Source organism: Nocardia grenadensis, assembly GCF_050942415.1.
In the GTDB taxonomy this organism is placed as follows: Bacteria; Actinomycetota; Actinomycetes; order Mycobacteriales; family Mycobacteriaceae; genus Nocardia; species Nocardia grenadensis.
Genome location: NZ_CP192054.1, coordinates 2942606 through 2960209, shown reverse-complemented (window position 1 = coordinate 2960209; position 17604 = coordinate 2942606). Strand labels below are relative to the sequence as shown.

Here is a 17604-nt window from a genome sequence, read left to right as displayed (position 1 = left end):
CGTGCCGCGGCGGTCGATGCGAGTCAGTCCGCGTAGGCCTCGAGCGGCGGGCAGGTGCAGACGAGGTTGCGATCGCCGAACGCCCCGTCGATCCGGCGGACGGCCGGCCACACCTTGGGCCGGTCGTGGGTGAGCCCGAGCGGATACACCGCGACCTCCCGGCTGTACGGGTGATCCCAGTCGCGAACCAGGCCGGCCGCGGTGTGCGGGGCATTGCGCAGCGGGTTGTCCTCGGCCGGCCACTCCCCCGAGCCCACGCGATCGATCTCACCCCGGATGGCGATCATGGCCTCGGCGAACGCGTCGAGTTCGGCCAGGTTCTCGCTCTCGGTCGGTTCCACCATCAGGGTGCCGGCCACCGGGAAGCTCATGGTCGGCGCGTGGAACCCGTAGTCGGCGAGCCGTTTGGCGACATCGTCGACGGTGACACCCGTGCGCTTGGTGATCTCGCGCAGATCCAGGATGCATTCGTGGGCGACCATCTCATTGTCGCCGGTGTAGAGGACGGGGTAGTACTCGCCGAGGCGGCGCGCCAGATAGTTGGCCGACGCGATCGCGGCCAGCGTGGCCCGGCGCAATCCCTCGGCGCCCATCATCCGGATGTATGCCCAGGTGATCGGCAGGATCGAGGCCGACCCGTACTCCGCCGCCGACACCGCGTGCGACCCGGTGACCAGCGGGTCGCCCGGCAGGTAGGGCGTCAGATGGGAGCGGACCGCGACCGGACCGACCCCCGGGCCACCGCCACCGTGCGGGATGCAGAACGTCTTGTGCAGGTTCAGATGGCTGACATCGCCGCCGAACCGGCCGGGCCGGGCCAGGCCGACCAGTGCGTTCAGATTCGCGCCGTCGACATAGACCTGGCCGCCGGCATCGTGCACCAGCGCGCACAGGTCGGCGACCTCGTTCTCGTAGACGCCGTGCGTGGATGGATAGGTGATCATGATGCAGGCCAGGCGTTCGGCGTGGTCGGCGATCCTGGCCCGCAGATCGTCGAGATCCACATCGCCGTTGGCCCGGCACTTCACCACCTCCACCCGCAAACCCGCCATCGCGGCGGACGCGGCATTGGTGCCGTGTGCGCTGGACGGGATGAGGCAGGTGTCGCGGCGGGTATCGCCCCGATCCAGGTGATAGCGGCGGATGGCCAGCAGTCCCGCGTATTCGCCCTGGCTCCCGGCATTCGGCTGCAGGCTCACCGCGTCGTACCCGGTGATCTCGGCCAGCCAGCGCTCCAGATCGTGGATCACCCGCCGCAGCCCCGGCGTATCGGCGGCCGGCGCGTAGGGATGCACTCGCGCGAATCCGGGCCAGGTGATCGGTTCCATTTCGGCGGTGGCATTGAGTTTCATGGTGCACGAGCCGAGCGGGATCATGCTGCGGTCCAGGGCGATGTCCTTGTCCGACAGCGCGCGCAGATAGCGCAGCATCGCCGTTTCGGTGTGGTACCGGGTGAACGCCGGATGGGTCAGGAACTCCGAGGCCCGGTTTTCGATCGCGGTGGCGGGCGGGTCGGCGGGAGCGATACCGAAAGCGTCCAGCACGATGGCGAGGTGGTCGGCGGTGGTGGCCTCGTCACAGGCCACGGCCACGTGATCATCATCCACCCAGCGCAGATTCACTCCCCTGGCGGCGGCCTTGGCGACGACCGTCTCCGCCTGGCCCGGCACCCGGGCCAGCACGGTATCGAAATAGCAGTCGTGCACCAGGGCCGTACCGAGCGACGCGGCCAGCCGGGCGGCATGCCCGTGGACCCGGCGCGCGATGGACCGCAACCCGTCCGCACCGTGGTAGCAGGCGTACATTCCGGCCACGATGGCCAGCAGCACCTGGGCCGTACAGATATTGGAAGTGGCCTTCTCCCGGCGAATATGTTGTTCGCGGGGCTGCAGGGCGAGCCGGTAGGCAGGGGCGCCGTCCGCGTCCTTGGACACGCCGACCAGTCGGCCCGGCAGCTGGCGCGCGTAGTCGCCGCGCACCGCCAGGTACCCGGCGTGCGGGCCGCCGAACCCCATCGGCACCCCGAAGCGCTGGGTCGTCCCGAAACATACGTCCGCGCCCTGCTCACCCGGCGGAGTGACCAGGGTGAGCGCGAGCAGATCCGCCCCGGCGGCCACCAGCGCGCCGCGATCGTGGGCAGCGGCGATCATCGCCGACCAGTCCACGACCCGGCCCGAGGCGCCCGGCACCTGCACGATCACGCCGAAGAACTCTCCCTCGGGCAGACCGTCCCCGGCCAGGTCGGCCTCCATGATCTCGATACCCAGTGGTTCGGCCCGGGTGGCCAGCACCGTGCGGGTCTGCGGGAAGAGGTCGCGGTCGATCACCAACCGGGCGGGCGCCCGGCGATTGACCCGGCGTAACAGGGTCATCGCCTCCGCGGCGGCGGTGGCCTCATCGAGCATGGACGCATTGGCGACGTCGGTGCCGGTCAGATCGGTCACCATGGTCTGGAAATTGAGCAGCGCCTCGAGCCGGCCCTGGCTGATCTCCGGCTGATAGGGCGTATAGGCGGTGTACCAGGCCGGGTTCTCCAGCAGATTGCGCACCAGCACCGGCGGCGTCAGGGTGTCGTAGTAGCCCAGGCCGATCATGGAGGTGGCGAGGTGATTCGACTCGGCGAGTGCCGCGAGTTCGGCGAGGACCTCGTGTTCGGTACCCGGCGCGGGCAACCCGGCCAGCGGATCGTCATCACGGATTCCGGCGGGCAGCGCGGCGGCCGCCAGCTCGTCGGCCGAGCCGACGCCGATCGCGCGGAGTATTCGCGCGAACTCGTGGTCGTCCGGTCCGATATGACGATCTGCGAAGGTCTGGGTCACCGCGGCTCCCTGGGTGGGGCGGCCGACCGGCACGGTCGGCTCGGGGCCCTCCCCCTCTGTCGCGGCGCCTGAGAGCTTCGGCGGCCGGATCGCGCTCCGGTCCACCTTTCACCTTGGGCGGGCAGCTCGCAGCCACCACTTTCCAGAGGCGCCGGTTCCCGCACGGTCCTGGTGCCTGAGAGATTGACGGGGAGGTGCTGCTCCTTCGGCGCCCGGATCCGGCGCGGATCCGGGACTCTCCCGCACGGCTACGGCGCCCGGTAAGTCTAGCCCGGTGAGCAGCGACACCCGGGAGCCACCCGCGGGTATGTGTCGTTCCCCTCGTCCGGCCGACCCGTGGCCGCCCGCGTGCGATCAGCCGGTTTTACGGGTCAATCGCGCCTTACGGCGGTAGGACAATTCGTCTTCGGGACGTGCACTGGTTTCCGAGGCTCGTTCGGCGGGGAATGCGGCGATGGCGCCGGTGAGCTCCCGCATGGCACTGTTTACCGCGATACCGAAAACTCCCTGGCCGCCCTGGAGTAAATCGACGACTTCTTCCGGTGAGGTGCACTCGTATACCGACGTTCCGTCGGAGAACAGGGTGATATTCGCCAGATCCTCTACTCCGCGACTGCGCAGATGGTCGACGGCGATACGGATGTTCTGCAGCGAAATACCGGCATCGAGAAGCCGCTTGACGATTTTCAGGACCAGGATGTCCTTGAACGAATACAGCCGCTGGCTGCCCGAACCCGCCGCCCCGCGAATGGAGGGCACCACCAGGCCGGTCCGCGCCCAGTAGTCCAGTTGCCGGTAACTGATACCGGCGACCTGGCAGGCTGTCGGCACCCGGTATCCGACCAGGTCGTCGGGAACCGAATCGTCGGGGAACAATCCGGGTTGTATTTCGTAGCGCCGAGGCGGGCCCTCTTCTGATCGCATATCCCGCATATTCTCTGCCACTGAACTACTCCCTTGCTCCGCCGATCAGTGCCCACAGCCGACGGCCCGGCGTCGACTACGAGGCTACTCTTCCCATTCTCTCGGCCGCAGCGGTGCCGAACCAAACGCGACGCGCGGTAACAGTCTCGACCTGTAGTTGAGGTCTAGAAATAATGCCCGTTCTCAACTATCGGTCGCTTTGAAATCGTCCGGCGATACCGACTCGAGGAACTCCTTGAACTTTTCTACCTCGTCCTCGCGTTCGTCGGGCATCACCAGACCGGCTTCCTCGAGCACCGATTCCGCCGCGTAGATCGGGCAGCCGACACGCAGGGCGATCGCCACCGAATCCGAGGGCCGCGCCGAGATCCGCACTTCGTTCTCGAAGACGAGATCGGCGTAGAACGTGCCTTCTTTCAGGTCCACGATATGAACCTCCTCGAGGGTGTGCCCGAGATCCGCGATCAAGACTTTGATCAGATCGTGGGTGAGCGGCCGGATCGGGTTGACGCCCTCCTGTTCGAGCACAATGGCGGTGGCCTCCGCCTGTCCTATCCAGATCGGCAGGTACCGTTCCCCCTCCGCCTCCCGCAGCAGCAGGACGGGCTGGTTCTGTGGCTGCTCGACCCGGATGCCGATCACGCGCATTTCGCTCATCGCACTGCCTCCCATACTCCCCGGCTGCCCGCCCTCGCCGATGCAGGGCTCGCCGTACCACGAGTCTAGGCGAATTCGGCACGGCGCCGCGATCGCTGACGGACACCGGAATCGGTGTGTTGCCATCGGCGTACCCACCGGCCGCTCGGCCGCAGGTCAGACCGGATTCCGCCGATGACGGCGGGAATCGGACGCTCGGCTCAGCCGCCGAGCGAGTTGCGCACCGACGCCTTCACCAGGCTCGCGTGCAGCGTCAGCGACAGCGCGGCCAGTTCGCGGACCGTCTCCTCGGCCCGCGCCCGAGCACCGGCGTCGCGGCTTTTGGCGATCGGTGCCGCGATCTGCGCCACCAGCGCCGCCTCCCGGTCCGCGGCGAGCTTGAACGCACGCAGATGCCGGGCCTCCAAACCGAATTCGGCCATCGCCTTGGCAGTCGCCGCCAGGGTGACCGCATCGGCGTCGAAGAACCCGGCCGGGCCCGGGGTGATCAGATTCGCCCGGATCAGATCATTGAGAAACGTCTCATCGATCGCGGCTCGATCCAGCAGGTCTGCCCGGGTCACCCGGATCTGCTGATCGAACTCGAAATCGTCGGGCGTGACGCGAGCCGGTGGCACCCCCAGCCGTCGCGGCGGGCGCGGCGGCACATCGGCGCCTTCGTCCAGGGCCGAATGCCCCGAATCCGGCCGAGCGGTCCGCGCCCGGGCACGGGCTTCCCGCACCCCGAGCGTCGCGGCACCGCTGTCGATGGCCTCGAGCTGCTCCTTGATCACCTTCAGCGGCAGGTACTGGTCGCGCTGCGCCGTCAGGACGAACCGCAACCGCTCGCAGTCCGCGACCGAGAACCGGCGGTAGCCGGACGGCGTCCGCTCCGGCCGGATCAGGCCCTCCGCTTCCAGGAAGCGGATCTTGGAAATGGTGATATCCGGAAAATCCGGTCGCAGCAGATCGAGCACGGAGCCGATCGACATCCCTCCGTGCGCCCACTGCTGCGCCGCGCCTGTCATGATCTCGAGTCTTTCATGCCGAGGCGCCGATCACCCGGACCGGCGCACCGATCGTCAGCTGTTCACAGACTTCCCGCACCGGCCGCCGAACCGGCCTCCTGGGTCCGCGGACCCGTGAGGAATACCAACCGGAACTTGCCGATCTGTACCTCGTCACCGTTCTGCAGCTCCGACGAATCCACCGGCTCGCGATTGACGTAGGTGCCGTTCAGGCTGCCCACGTCGACGACCTGGAAGGAATCCTCGTCCTGCCGGAACTCGGCATGTCGACGACTGACGGTGACATCGTCGAGAAAAATATCGCTGTCGGGATGCCGACCGGCCGAGGTGGTGGGCTGGTCCAGCAGAAAACGCGAACCCGCGTTCGGGCCGCGTTTGACGACGAGCAGCGCCGCCCCGACCGGAAGACCCTCGACACCCTGCACCGGCTGTTCGCCGGTCGGCTCGCCGGAGCGCGATGCGTCGACCTCGTTCAGGAAATCCGCGCGGAAGACCGACGTCGTCTCGGCCGCGGTCTCCCCGTAACCCGGGTCTTTGTTCTCGCTCACCGTTTCTCTCCTCCTCGAACCTCATAAACCATGCAGGCAGATGCCGCGATAAGACGTGGCTGGGCGGCCCCGACTCCGGGCGGCACATCCGTTGGCATTGACCGTACCCTGCCGGGCCGTACCCGTGCAGGTAGAACCGGGAAGGCTGGATCAGCCCCCGATAACTCCTTGATAACCCGCGGCATCGAGCAGTTCGGCGACACTCGAGTCCAGTGCGGACGCATCGCCCACCTCGAGTTCGAACAACCACCCGGCACCGTAGGGATCAGTATTCAGCGTTTCCGGCTGGGCCTCCAATTCCTGGTTCACCGCAACGACTTTCGCGCTCAGTGGAGCGTAGATATCGGAAACGCTCTTGGTCGATTCGACCTCGGCGATGCTGTCGCCGGCGGCAACATCGGCGCCGGCCTCCGGCAACTGCACGAACACGACGTCACCGAGTTGCGACTGGGCGTAATCGGTGATCCCGACCCGGACACGGGTGGGCTCGATCCGACGCACCCATTCATGTTCCGCGGTGTAACGCAGATCCTCCGGAGCCCGGTTCACGTGATGTCCTCTCCTCGTGTCGTCGTGCACGATGCCCGCAACTCTATGCGAGCCCGCCGCCCTCTGCCGCGCCGGTATCCCCGCCGTGTGTGGGCCGGCCTCCGGCGGGCGCCGGCGGAATCCGGCGCGCCACGGCGACGGCGCGGCCCAGGTAGAGCAGACCGGTCCACACATAGACGGCCGTACCCCAGATCAGTAGTGCCCCACCGAACGCCGCGGCGAAACCATTGCCGGCCCAGTCCATCTGCCCGGCCAGCAGCCACGGCAGTGCCGACATGAGCGCGAAGGTGGCCGCCTTGCCCAGATAAATGACCTCGGGCGGGTCCAGGTCACGGCGGCGGTAGACCGTCAGGGTGAGGGCCAGCACCGCGTCGCGCCCGATCAGCAGGGCGGCCACCCACCAGGGGATCAGCCCCCGGACGACGAAGGCGACCAGCGTGGTCACCAGATAGAGCCGGTCGACGAAGGGGTCCAGCAGGGCCCCGAGCCGCGAGGACTGGTCCAGCAGCCGGGCTAGTTTGCCGTCCAGGAAATCGGTGAGCCCACTCAGGATGAGCAGGACGAACGCCCAGCCGTCGGCGTGCTCCACCAGGAGCAGCCACAGAAACAGCGGGACACCGATCAACCGCAGCACGCTGAGGACATTGGGGACGGTGAGCAGCCGGTCGGACAGGACCGCGGCGAGCGCACCGCCGGGATCCCGGCCCGCGGTCTCTGATCCGCCGGTTCCCGAATCGCTCATCACATGGGTGTGCTTACCGTATGGCGCCCACCCGCGCCAGCACACCCCGCCGCGCCATTCGATGAAAGAATGAGTATGGAACCATCTCATCATCGAGTCGGGTGAGAGGAAGATCATGCCAGAGTTCGACTACGACGTCGTGGTCATCGGGTCGGGGTTCGGCGGGAGCGTGGCCGCCCTGCGCCTCACCGAGAAAGGCTACCGGGTCGGGGTCCTCGAAGCCGGGCGGCGTTGGGACGCCGAGACGCTGCCGCGCAGCAACTGGAACCTCCGCAAATCCATCTGGGCACCGAAACTCGGTTTCACCGGACCGCAGCGGATCAGCCTGCTCGGCAAATGCGCGGTCTTCTCCGGTGCCGGCGTGGGCGGCGGCTCGCTCATCTACGGCAACACACTTTACGAACCGCTCACCGACTTCTTCACCGACCGGCAGTGGGCGCACATCACCGACTGGCAGGCCGAACTCGCGCCCTACTACGACCAGGCGCGCCGCATGCTCGGGGTGACGACCAACCCGCGGACGACCCCGGCCGACGAGGTGATCCGCGAGGTCGCCACGGATATGGGGGTGGGCGAGACCTTCCACCCCACCGATGTCGGGGTGTTCTTCAACGAGGACGACCCCGGTACCGAGGTCGACGATCCGTATTTCGGCGGTGCGGGCCCGCGCCGCAACGGCTGTGTGCACTGTGCCCGCTGCCTGACCGGCTGCCCGCACAATGCCAAGAACACGACCACCACCAACTACCTCTTCCTCGCCGAGCAGGCCGGTGCCACCGTGCACCCGCTCACCGCCGCTACCGCGGTGCGGCCGCTGCCCGACGGCGGCTATGCCGTCGATACCGCGCGGCCCGACCGGTGGATCCGCAAACGCGAACGCACCTTCACCGCCGAACAGGTCGTGTTCGCGGGCGCGGCGCTGGGCACTCAGCAGCTGCTGCACCGGATGCGGGATCGGGGGGTCCTGCCACAACTCTCCCCGCGCCTCGGCGAGCTGACCCGGAGCAACTCCGAGGCGATCCTGGCGGTGGTGAGCCGGTCGCGCCGCGATTTCGCTGCCGGTGTCGCCATCACCTCCTCGATACATCCCGAGGCGAACACCCATATCGAGGTGTGCCACTACGGCAAAGGTCAGAACGCGCTGTTCCCGCTCTCGGCCCCGGTGATCGACGGCGGGGCGTTCCGGTTCCTGCGCTTCCTGCTCGCCGCGGTCGCCCACCCGGTGGTGTTCCTGCGTAGTTTCAATGCCCGGCACGCCTCGGAGCGCTCGGTGATCCTGCTGGTCATGCAGTCGCTGGACAATTCACTCACCTCGTTCCTGCGGCGCGGCGGGCTGACGACGAAACAGGGCACAGGTGAGCCGAACCCGACCTGGATCCCGCTGGCGCACGAAGTCGGCCGGCGGTTCGCCGCCAAGATCGACGGGGACACCCACGGGCTCTACACCGACGTCCTCGATATCCCGGCGACCGCGCACTACATCGGCGGCTGTGTGATCGGAGACCGGCCCGAGACGGGCGTGGTGGACCCCTATCAGCGGGTCTACGGGCACCCCGGCCTGCACATCGCCGACGGGTCCGCGGTCACCGCCAACCTCGGGGTGAATCCGTCGCTGACCATCACCGCGCAGACCGAACGCGCGATGGCGTTCTGGCCGAACAAAGACCAGGAGGACAGCCGGCCGGGACTGGGTACCCCGTACCAGCGGATCGCTCCCGTGGCGCCGGCGCGGCCGGCGGTTCCCGCCGCGGCCCCCGGGGCGCTGCGCCTGCCTCTCACGCCGCTGCGGGCGAGCTGAGCCGACCCGGACCGGCCGCGGGCCCGGGCGAACCCGGCCCCCGGAGGAACCGCCGGGTCGGTACCGTTACCGCGTGTCCACCGGTCGTATCCCGCTGCGCTCCTACACTCCCGCCGAGGACGTACTCGCCCGCGGCCGGGCCGTTCGCGACCGGGTGCCGCGCACCGCCAGAGACCGTGCCGTGGATACGGACGGGCGGCCCTCGGTGGTGGAGTTCGTCGAGGCGTCCAATGCCGGTCGTATCGAGGAGCTGATCCCGCTTCGCATCGGCCGGATGACCGCGTCCCCCTTCGCGTTCTACCGGGGCTCCGCCGGACTGATGGCCGCCGACCTGGCGGGCAGCCCCGATACCGGCTTCACCGCCCAGCTCTGCGGCGACGCCCACGCCGGCAACTTCGGCCTCTACGGCACCTCGCGCGGCGAGATCGTCATGGATATCAACGATTTCGACGACACCGTGCCGGGTCCGTGGGAATGGGATCTGGAGCGGCTCGCCGCCAGCCTGGTCCTGGCGGGGCGGGTCGGTGGCGCCGGCGAGGAGGAATGCCGGACCGCCGCCGCGGATGCCGCGCGCAGTTACCGGCGCGTCGCGGCCGTCCTCGCCGAACGGCCGTTCCTCACCACCTGGTCCGCGCTCGCCGACGAATCCGTCCTCGACCGCGTCGAGGCCGAGGATCTGCTGGACAACTTCAAGAAGGCCGCCAAGAAGGCCCGGAAGAACAACAGCGACAAGGTCGTACGGAAATGGACCCATATCGACGACCACGAAACCGGTATCGACAGCCACCGTTTCGTCGCCGATCCACCGCTCCTCACGACCGTCACCCAGGAGGTCGAGGATGCGGCCATCGATGCGCTGGAACGCTACGGTACCTCGCTACGGGAATCCCGGCAGGAGCTGCTGGCCCGGTTCGCGGTGGCCGATATCGCGTTCCGCATCGTCGGCACGGGTAGCGTCGGCCTGCACAGCTATGTCGCCCTGCTACACGGCAATTCGGGCGAGTTCCTGGTCCTGCAACTCAAACAGGCGGCGCCCTCGGCACTGGCTCCCGTACTCGGCGGCGCCGCGCCGAAACACGAGGGGAAACGAATCGTGCAGGGCGCAAGGCTCGTTCAGACAGAGACCGATATCCTCCTCGGCTGGACCACCATGTCCGTACCGACCGCCCACGGAACCCGCGAGTTGCCGTTCATCGTGCGGCAATTCCGTAATCTCAAGGGCGGAATCGCCCCCGAGGAACTCGAACCGCACGACCTCGACGACTACGGCCGTCTGGCCGGAGCGCTGCTCGCCCGAGCCCACGCCCGCTCGCTGGACCCACGCCTGATCAGCGGTTATCTGGGCGACGACGAGGATTTCGACACCGCGATCGCCGAGTTCGCGGTACGTTACGCCGACCGCGCCGAGGCCGATCACGCCGAACTCCTCGCGGCGGTTCGCGCCGGTAAACTTCCCGCGCAGGAGCCGGACCGGTAGTTTCGATGGGGTGCGCCGCACAGCCGGCGCCGCCACAGCCTCGGCTCGGACACCATTGCCTCGGCTCGGACGCGAAGGGCGGTCACCATGCTCGTGCAGGTACAGAACAGCACCGACAGCGTTGCCGAACGAGCCCTGGTCGATTGGCTCAGCGGCTGGGACGGCGCGGGCAGCCCGCAGGGCGTCGCGACCGTGAACTGCGGCCTCGTCCATCAGGGCGAGACCTACCCCTTCGACGCCATCGTGTGGACGCCCACCAGCTGTGTGGTCATCGATGTCGCGGGACTGCACTCGCCGCACGGCGGTACCCTGCAGGTCCCGCTGACCGGTGACTGGACGCTCAACGGCGTACGCGCCGAACTCCAGACCAGCGACAACCGTTCTCCGCTGGACCGTTCCCGCGAACACACCTTCGCCCTGCAGACCTGGCTGGCCGCCCGCGGACTCGGACAGCGCGCGGTCCACGGGGTCGCGCTGATCGTCCCCCTGCAGAACGCGCCCGTGCAGATCGAGCAGAAGGTGCACGACCCGAGTTTCGATGTGATCCTCGGTGACGACGGGAACGGGCTGCGCCACTATTTCGGCGTGCTCGCCCAACGCGAATCGCACCGCTGGACCGCCAATGATGTGGCGGTCTCCTTCCGCGGGATGGGAATGCTGCCGTATCTTCCGGCGCCGCAGCGCCTGCTCGAGGAGGGATTCCTCGGCCCCATCGATGTCACTCTGTGGCACGGCGGACCGGCCCAGGCGGAGGCCGAACAGTACGCCGAGGATCTCGCCGAGTACGAACGCGCGGCCGGGGTGCGACGGTTCCGCTCCCCCTGGTACAGCCCGTGGCGGCTGTACCCGCGTGAGGTCGGTGATATCGATTTCGGCCGCGCCGCCATGCGTGCGGGCATCGCGCTCGGGATGTTCGTCGCGATCGCCTGGATGCTGTGGTTCGTGATCACCGCCTTCCTCACCTACGGCCCCGGGTGAGGCAGCGGCGGAGCGTCACGGTGCGGACGGCGGCTCTCCTGGCCTACCTCCCATACCCGGCGACCACGCGAGCTCTGTGTTCCCCGCCGACCGATCCGGCCGGACGAACTCCGGGTGCCACCGCGACGGTTCCCCCGTCCGCGAATCGCGGGTGGGCTTCGATCGGTTGCGCCTATTAGGGTCGGACCGTGAGCACAGCATCCGGCGCACCGGATCCGCTCGGCGCGGACCGGCCCACCGGCCGTATCCAGCCCCCGGGCGCAGATCGTCCGCGATCACCGGATGCCGCCGACCCACACCCGTCCCACCCCGGTGCGGCCGAATCGGCGGGCACCGCCGAACCCACCCGGCTCCGCGGGCCCGGCCACACCGCGAACCCGCTCACCACCGCGGCGGCCGCGGCCGCCGGGGCGACCGTCGCGGCCGCCCTCCCGTGGTCCTTCCCGCCGGGCGGTGGCGAGACCTCCTTCGATCTCGCGGTCAACGAGCAGGTCGATCCACGACTGGACCCCCGACCCTGGATCGCCGAGGTGCTCGCCCTCGCGACCAATACCGGGGTGGTCCTGGCGGTGCTGTGCGGTGGTGTCGCCTGGTTCGCCTGGCAGCGCAGGTGGTGGGAGACCACGACCATGGTGCTGGTGCCGGAAACCGCCGTCGCGATCAACGCCTGGGTGTTGAAACCGTTCTGGTCACGCCCCCTGCACGACTATCTCGCCTACCCCAGCGGCCATACCGTGCACCTGGTGGCGGTGGTGACCACTCTGATCCTGCTGCTGCGCTCGATGCGCGCCCGGGCGGTGATCGTCGCGCTCACGACCGTCGCCTGGTTCGGGGCAGGCATCGGGATGATCGCGCTGGACTATCATCTCGCCACCGACGTCATCGGCGGCGCCGCGGCCGGTATCGCGCTGGCCATCGGCCTCTACTGGGTGGCGGTGTCCCTCGCCCGCGTGCCGGGGGCCCGGGCCGGTTGGACCGGCCCGGGCCCCGACTGCCCTTACTGCCGCTCGTAGACGCTCGCGTCGTCCAGCATCGCGGCACCCAGCATGGATTCCGGCACGCCCAGCGCCTCGACGAGCGTGAGCGCGTCCGGGCGGAGCCGGTCGACGAGTTCGTTCATCCCACGCCGGATCGCCTTGGCCCGTTCCACCGAGATGAACCGGTGCATGATGAACCAGGCCGAATGCTCCTCGAGGATCGAGTACACGTACAGATCGCAGACCGTTTCGGCCAGCCGGCGGGGCTCCTCCTCCTCGATATCGGCGATGCCCTCGATGAAGGCTTCGAGGACCAGCCGATCGATATGGGCGGCACCCGCGGCGAGAATATGGTCCTGGGCGTTGTTGAATGCCTCGAACGGTTCGGTCTCCTCGGCGCGCGCCCGCAACCGGTGCGCGGCCGTACGGGTCAGATAGTCCTCACGGTCGGCGAACAACGCCAATTGCGTATCGCGGCGCCCGAGATCGCCCTCGTCGACCGTTTCGCCGCCGCGATCGCGCAGGGTCTGGATGAGCTGACGCACCCCGGACCGTTTCCGCACCACATCGCCGGCCATGGTCGCGGCGAACCGGACCCAGCCCAGCGCGTCCAGATCGCGGATCTCGTCGGCGTAGGCGGTCAGTAGCTCTTTGGCGACCAGCTGGGTGAGCACCACATTGTCACCCTCGAAGGTGGTGAACACATCGGTATCGGCCTTCAGCGTCACCAACCGGTTCTCCGTCAGGTAGCCGGCACCGCCGCAGGCCTCGCGGCATTCCTGGATGGCGCGGGTGGCGTGCCGGGTCTGCGCCACCTTCAGGCCCGCGGCCCGCTTCTCCAGGGCCCGCTGCGCCCCGGGCGCCAGATCCTGACCGGTCTGCACCAGGTGCATCCGGCGGACGAGATCGTTCTGCGCGAACGCCAGCGCGTAAGAATGCGCGAGCAGCGGCAGCAACCGGCGCTGATGCATCCGGTAGTCCAGCAGCAGGGTCTCGTTGCCGTTGTCCGGATCGCCGAACTGACGGCGCTTCAGCGCGTACCGCAGCGCGATACTCAACGCGACACGGGCACCGGCCGCCGCGGCACCACCGACACTGACCCGGCCGCGGACCAGGGTGCCGAGGGTGGTGAAGAAGCGCCGGCTGGGGTTGTCGATCTCGGAGCGGTAGGTACCGTCCGGCTCCACATCGGCGTAACGGTTGAGCAGGTTCTCGCGCGGGATCCGCACCTGGTCGAAGACGATGCGGCCGTTGTCCACACCGGGCAGCCCGCCCTTGCGCCCGCAGTCGGAGGTGGTGACACCGGGCAGATCGTTGCCCTCCTCGTCCCGGATCGGCACCAGCAGACAGTGCACACCGTGCTCGCCCGCCGGGGTCCGCAGCTGCGCGAACACGGCGGCCATCCGCGCGTGTTCGGCGGCGCCACCGATGTAGTCCTTACGCGCCGAGGGAGTCGGCGTGTGGATGACGAATTCCTCGGTGGCCGGATCGTAGGTCGCGGTCGTCTCCAGATTCGCGACATCGCTGCCGTGCCCCGATTCGGTCATCGCGAAACAGCCGAGCAGGTCCAGCGAGATGAGCCGCCGGATGTACTCGCGATGCCGCTCGGTGCCCAGGTTCTCCACCGCGCCCCCGAACAGCCCCCACTGCACCCCGGATTTCACCCACAGCGACAGGTCGGCGTAGGCGAGCATCTCGAGGCCGACGACGGCCGCGCCGGGTTCGCCGGTGCCCCCGTTCTCCCGCCGGAAACCCCGCTCGGCGTAATCGAGTTTCGCCAGCGACCGCATCTGCTCCAGCGCCCGGGCCCGGGCCTCGGGCAGATCCAGATCGGGGTCGCCGGAGTACTCCGGTCCCGCGAGCTGAGCGCGGGCCTTTTCCCGGACCTCGCCCCACGGCCCGTCCAGTGCCGCACGTAAACGTTGCGCTGTCGAAGTGCTGCCGGTGCTCATACTTCCGACCCTAGCGGGGGTACACGATGGATGGGGTCGGTGGACACGCGGCGGTGTAACGCAGAACACGCAGTGTGTAACGCTCACGGTAGCGGGTATGGCGCTCGTGAAGACGGCCCAGGTCAGCGGGGTGATCGGGTCGTTTTCTCCAATCGACATGTCAAATAAACCGGTACGTAACAAACGTCACATTTCCGAGACCCCGTTTGCGGTGGAAAAGAGGTCGCTCCGGCCACTACCTTCGCGGCTATGGCTGCGCAAGGAATTCTGGAAGGAGCTACCTCTCCACCCCCGTTCTCCCCGGATCCCACCGGGTACGCCGACTCTCGGCGAAATCCCCTGCGCCTGCCCGTCCTCACCGGCGCCATCGGCAAGCTGGTCGCCGATCGCCCCGCCACCGCCGACACGATCGTGTCCGCGCCGGCGCCACTGCAGCCCATCGATCTCTCCGATGACGCCGCGGTCGCCGAGGTGCTGGATCTGGCGGTGCGCATGGGTGAGGTCGTGCTGGCATCGGGTTCGGCCGTCACCGATACCGAGACCACCGTGCGGTTCATCGCCGCCACGTACGGTCTGTCGGCCTGTGATGTCGAGGTCACCTACAACGCCATCCGCATCTACGCGCATCGCGGCGCCCGGCTGCCCTCGGCGAGCTCCATGCGCGTCGTGCAGTACCGCTCGCTCGACTTCACCCGGCTCGCCGCGGTGGACCGGCTCACCCGCCGCATCCGCCGCGATGTCGTGCCGCCCGACGAAGCGCGGCGGGCCCTGGACGCGATCACCACCGCACCCCACCCGTACAAGCGGTGGACGGCCACCTTCGGCTGGTCGCTCATGGCCGCCGCGATCTCGCTGCTGCTCGGCGGCGGGTTCCTGGTCGCGGCGCTCAGCTTCGTCACCACGGCGGTGATCGACCGGACCAACCGCGCACTCAACCGGCGCGGTCTGCCGTTCTTCTTCCAGCATCTGGTGGGTGGCGCGATCGCGGCCGTCCCGGCGGTCGTCCTGGCCGCCTTCGCCGGGCCACTGGGTATCTCGGTGAGCCCCACGCTGATCATCGCGGCCGGGATCACGGTACTGCTCAGTGGTTTGAGCCTGGTGGGTTCGGTGCAGGACGCGATCACCGGTGCGCCGATCACCGCGGCCGCCCGGATGCTCGAACTGCTGATGATGACCGGCGGGATCATCGCCGGTATCGCGCTGACCCTGCGCATCGGCGAAATGTTCGACGCGACCGTGCCATTGGACCTCAACCCCGGGCACGGACTGTCCAATCTGCCCGTCCAGGTCGCGGCCGGTGCGGTGGCCTCACTGGCGTTCGCGCTGGCCTGCTACGCGGAGCGGCGCGCGCTGGCCGCGGCGGCGGGCGGCGGCGCCATGGGCACCATCTGCTACCTGATGGTGATCACCGCCGGATTCGGGCCCGTGGTCGCCGCGGGCGCCGCCGCCGTGGTGGTCGGCCTCGTCGGTGGTCTGTTCGCCCGCCGCGCACTGACTCCACCGCTGGTCGTGGCGCTCGCGGGGATCACCCCGCTGCTGCCCGGCCTGAGTATCTACCGGGGGCTGTACGGCCTGCTGAACGACGAATTGGCGCGCGGGGCGAACCAGCTGCTGGCGGCCTTCGGTATCGGCTGCGCCCTGGCCGGCGGTGTGACGCTCGGTGAATGGTTCGACCGGACGGTGCGCCGCCCACCGATCCTGCGCAAGTTCGGCAACCTGCGCCGCCCGGTGGTCAAGCGCAAGCGTCGGCCGGCGGTGAACCTGGGCACACGGCGCCCCACGGTGAACCTCGGCAAGCGGAAGGCGACCCCGCCGGGACGGCACCCGATCCGGGTTCCCGTGCAGCATCCGGCTCCCGTCCCCGAACGGGCTTCGTCGGATCTGCCGCTCAATCTGCCGGTCGCGGGACAACTGCCACAGGTACCCAGGCCCACCGGCCGGGGTGCGGCACCGGTGCCCGAGTTCGATCGCGGCGGCTGGACCCACGACCTGGACGCGGCACCGCTGGGTGTGCCCACGACGCTGCCCGACGCGGCGCCGGCGGCCGTTCCCACCGAAATGCTGGAAATGCCGCAGTTGCCGGCGGATCTGGTGGGCCTGCCCACCGCGCCCCTCGGCGTCACCGAGGACATCCTGCCCACCGAGGCGATGCCGATCCTCGTACCCCCCGAACCGGCCGGGCCCGCGGAACCGGTGGCAGTCCGCGTGGGCGAACCGGTGGCAGTCCGCGTGGGCGAACCGGTGGGCGTCGGCGCGGCGGAGGCGCGGCTCGCGCCGACCGAACCGCTCCCCGCGGCCCTGCGCCCCGACGTCCGCTGACGGACAGACCCTGGCCGGGCGCCGGAGCCGGTATCGTTCGGGGTGTCGACCGCCCGGTCGCGCGGTGTGCCCGGCACACCGCGCGACCGGCGCAATCGGTACGGGTGAGGTGCCCGGACCGCATTCGCAGGAAGGTTCACTCGATGCCGGACGCCCCCGAAACCGCCGAACCGGCCGTGTCCTCGTTCTCCACCCGGATCCGGGAGGCCACCGCCCGCGAACACGAGGAAGCGGAGAACTCCACCTTCATCACCGAGATGCTGGACGGGTCCCTGGGGATCGAGTCGTATCGCCGCTACACCGGTCAGCTCTGGTTCATCTACCGGGCGCTGGAGGCGCATGCCGACGCACTCGCCACCGACCCGGTGGCCGGTCCGTTCATCAAACCGGAACTGGCCCGCACCGCCGAGCTGGAGCGGGATCTGGCCCATCTCGCCGGACCGCACTGGCGCGAGGAACTCACCCCGCTGCCGGCCACGACCGCCTACGCCGCGCGGATCGAGGAATGCGCCCGGACGTGGCCGGGCGGCTATATCGCCCACCACTACACCCGGTACCTCGGCGACCTCTCCGGCGGCCAGGTGATCCGCGGCAATGCGGAGAAGCTCTGGGACCTGCCCCGCCGCGGCGACGGGGTGCGGTTCTACGTCTTCGAGCAGATCGGTAATCCCGCGATATTCAAACGCGAGTACCGGGAGCTGCTCGACCGGATCGGAGTGGATGAGCTCGAGCAGCGCCGCATCCTCGACGAGGGCAGACGCGCCTTCGTACTCAACCGCGCGGTGTTCACCGAATTGGCCGCCGAATTCCCGGCCCGGCGCCCTTCCTGATCGCCGACCGACCGACCTGGTCGTCTG

At 68.8% G+C, this 17604-nt stretch carries 14 protein-coding genes and 2 riboswitches; of the genes, 6 read left to right on the top strand and 8 right to left on the bottom strand.

From position 1 onward, the window contains the following. Positions 1 to 23: 23 nt before the first annotated feature. The 7 genes from gcvP to ACQPYS_RS13440 form a co-directional block, all read right to left on the bottom strand. Positions 24 to 2819, bottom strand: coding sequence for an aminomethyl-transferring glycine dehydrogenase (gcvP, locus tag ACQPYS_RS13470; protein WP_433492795.1), 2796 nt, complete (start codon positions 2817 to 2819; stop codon positions 24 to 26). A 46-nt stretch (positions 2820 to 2865) separates the two neighbouring features. Further along, positions 2866 to 2971: riboswitch (glycine riboswitch) on the bottom strand. A 1-nt stretch (position 2972) separates the two neighbouring features. Then, positions 2973 to 3072: riboswitch (glycine riboswitch) on the bottom strand. Between the two features lie 101 nt (positions 3073 to 3173). After that, complete coding sequence (locus ACQPYS_RS13465) at positions 3174 to 3752, bottom strand: MerR family transcriptional regulator (RefSeq protein WP_063034310.1); 579 nt, start codon at positions 3750 to 3752, stop codon at positions 3174 to 3176. A gap of 174 nt (positions 3753 to 3926) precedes the next feature. After that, a complete protein-coding gene (locus tag ACQPYS_RS13460; RefSeq protein WP_063034481.1) occupies positions 3927 to 4400 on the bottom strand; it encodes a bifunctional nuclease family protein in 474 nt (157 codons plus the stop codon). 200 nt (positions 4401 to 4600) lie between these two features. After that, positions 4601 to 5407 carry a transcriptional regulator FtsR gene (gene ftsR / locus ACQPYS_RS13455; RefSeq protein ID WP_063034309.1) on the bottom strand — a complete coding sequence of 269 codons (807 nt, stop codon included), beginning with the start codon at positions 5405 to 5407 and terminating at the stop codon, positions 4601 to 4603. 62 nt (positions 5408 to 5469) lie between these two features. Next, a complete protein-coding gene (gene odhI, locus ACQPYS_RS13450; protein WP_030520553.1) occupies positions 5470 to 5955 on the bottom strand; it encodes an oxoglutarate dehydrogenase inhibitor Odhl in 486 nt (161 codons plus the stop codon). Between the two features lie 150 nt (positions 5956 to 6105). Then, the gene (gene gcvH, locus ACQPYS_RS13445; protein WP_039824187.1) at positions 6106 to 6504 is read right to left on the bottom strand and encodes a glycine cleavage system protein GcvH; all 399 of its coding nucleotides are present in this window, start codon (positions 6502 to 6504) and stop codon (positions 6106 to 6108) included. 43 nt (positions 6505 to 6547) lie between these two features. Next, entirely contained in the window at positions 6548 to 7249 is a 702-nt protein-coding gene (locus ACQPYS_RS13440; RefSeq protein WP_245664378.1) for a CDP-alcohol phosphatidyltransferase family protein, read from the bottom strand. Between the two features lie 112 nt (positions 7250 to 7361). Between ACQPYS_RS13440 and ACQPYS_RS13435 the strand changes: the two genes are divergently transcribed. From ACQPYS_RS13435 to ACQPYS_RS13420, 4 genes are all read left to right on the top strand, one after another. Further along, positions 7362 to 9044 carry a GMC oxidoreductase gene (locus ACQPYS_RS13435; protein WP_433492794.1) on the top strand — a complete coding sequence of 561 codons (1683 nt, stop codon included), beginning with the start codon at positions 7362 to 7364 and terminating at the stop codon, positions 9042 to 9044. A gap of 73 nt (positions 9045 to 9117) precedes the next feature. Continuing rightward, the gene (locus ACQPYS_RS13430; RefSeq protein WP_433492793.1) at positions 9118 to 10521 is read left to right on the top strand and encodes a DUF2252 domain-containing protein; all 1404 of its coding nucleotides are present in this window, start codon (positions 9118 to 9120) and stop codon (positions 10519 to 10521) included. 87 nt (positions 10522 to 10608) lie between these two features. Continuing rightward, positions 10609 to 11499: a hypothetical protein gene (locus tag ACQPYS_RS13425; RefSeq protein ID WP_063034306.1), complete on the top strand. Its 891-nt coding sequence runs from the start codon at positions 10609 to 10611 to the stop codon at positions 11497 to 11499. A 188-nt stretch (positions 11500 to 11687) separates the two neighbouring features. Next, positions 11688 to 12512 carry a phosphatase PAP2 family protein gene (locus ACQPYS_RS13420; protein WP_433492792.1) on the top strand — a complete coding sequence of 275 codons (825 nt, stop codon included), beginning with the start codon at positions 11688 to 11690 and terminating at the stop codon, positions 12510 to 12512. On the opposite strand, the gene ACQPYS_RS13415 is transcribed toward ACQPYS_RS13420, so the two are convergent. After that, positions 12497 to 14428, bottom strand: coding sequence for an acyl-CoA dehydrogenase family protein (locus ACQPYS_RS13415; RefSeq protein ID WP_063034305.1), 1932 nt, complete (start codon positions 14426 to 14428; stop codon positions 12497 to 12499). The two genes, ACQPYS_RS13420 and ACQPYS_RS13415, sit on opposite strands and share 16 nt — an antisense overlap. A gap of 249 nt (positions 14429 to 14677) precedes the next feature. Between ACQPYS_RS13415 and ACQPYS_RS13410 the strand changes: the two genes are divergently transcribed. Continuing rightward, complete coding sequence (locus tag ACQPYS_RS13410; protein WP_433492791.1) at positions 14678 to 16747, top strand: threonine/serine exporter family protein; 2070 nt, start codon at positions 14678 to 14680, stop codon at positions 16745 to 16747. A 143-nt stretch (positions 16748 to 16890) separates the two neighbouring features. After that, the gene (locus tag ACQPYS_RS13405; protein ID WP_063034304.1) at positions 16891 to 17577 is read left to right on the top strand and encodes a heme oxygenase (biliverdin-producing); all 687 of its coding nucleotides are present in this window, start codon (positions 16891 to 16893) and stop codon (positions 17575 to 17577) included. Positions 17578 to 17604 lie beyond the last annotated feature (27 nt).

Coding starts and splice junctions, on each gene's coding strand:
- ACQPYS_RS13465 (WP_063034310.1), bottom strand. CDS start 3,752: ATGCGGGATATGCGATCAGAAGAGGGCCCGCCTCGGCGCTACGAAATA.
- ACQPYS_RS13460 (WP_063034481.1), bottom strand. CDS start 4,400: ATGAGCGAAATGCGCGTGATCGGCATCCGGGTCGAGCAGCCACAGAAC.
- ftsR (WP_063034309.1), bottom strand. CDS start 5,407: ATGACAGGCGCGGCGCAGCAGTGGGCGCACGGAGGGATGTCGATCGGC.
- ACQPYS_RS13435 (WP_433492794.1), top strand. CDS start 7,362: ATGCCAGAGTTCGACTACGACGTCGTGGTCATCGGGTCGGGGTTCGGC.
- ACQPYS_RS13425 (WP_063034306.1), top strand. CDS start 10,609: ATGCTCGTGCAGGTACAGAACAGCACCGACAGCGTTGCCGAACGAGCC.
- ACQPYS_RS13415 (WP_063034305.1), bottom strand. CDS start 14,428: ATGAGCACCGGCAGCACTTCGACAGCGCAACGTTTACGTGCGGCACTG.
- ACQPYS_RS13410 (WP_433492791.1), top strand. CDS start 14,678: ATGGCTGCGCAAGGAATTCTGGAAGGAGCTACCTCTCCACCCCCGTTC.
- ACQPYS_RS13405 (WP_063034304.1), top strand. CDS start 16,891: ATGCCGGACGCCCCCGAAACCGCCGAACCGGCCGTGTCCTCGTTCTCC.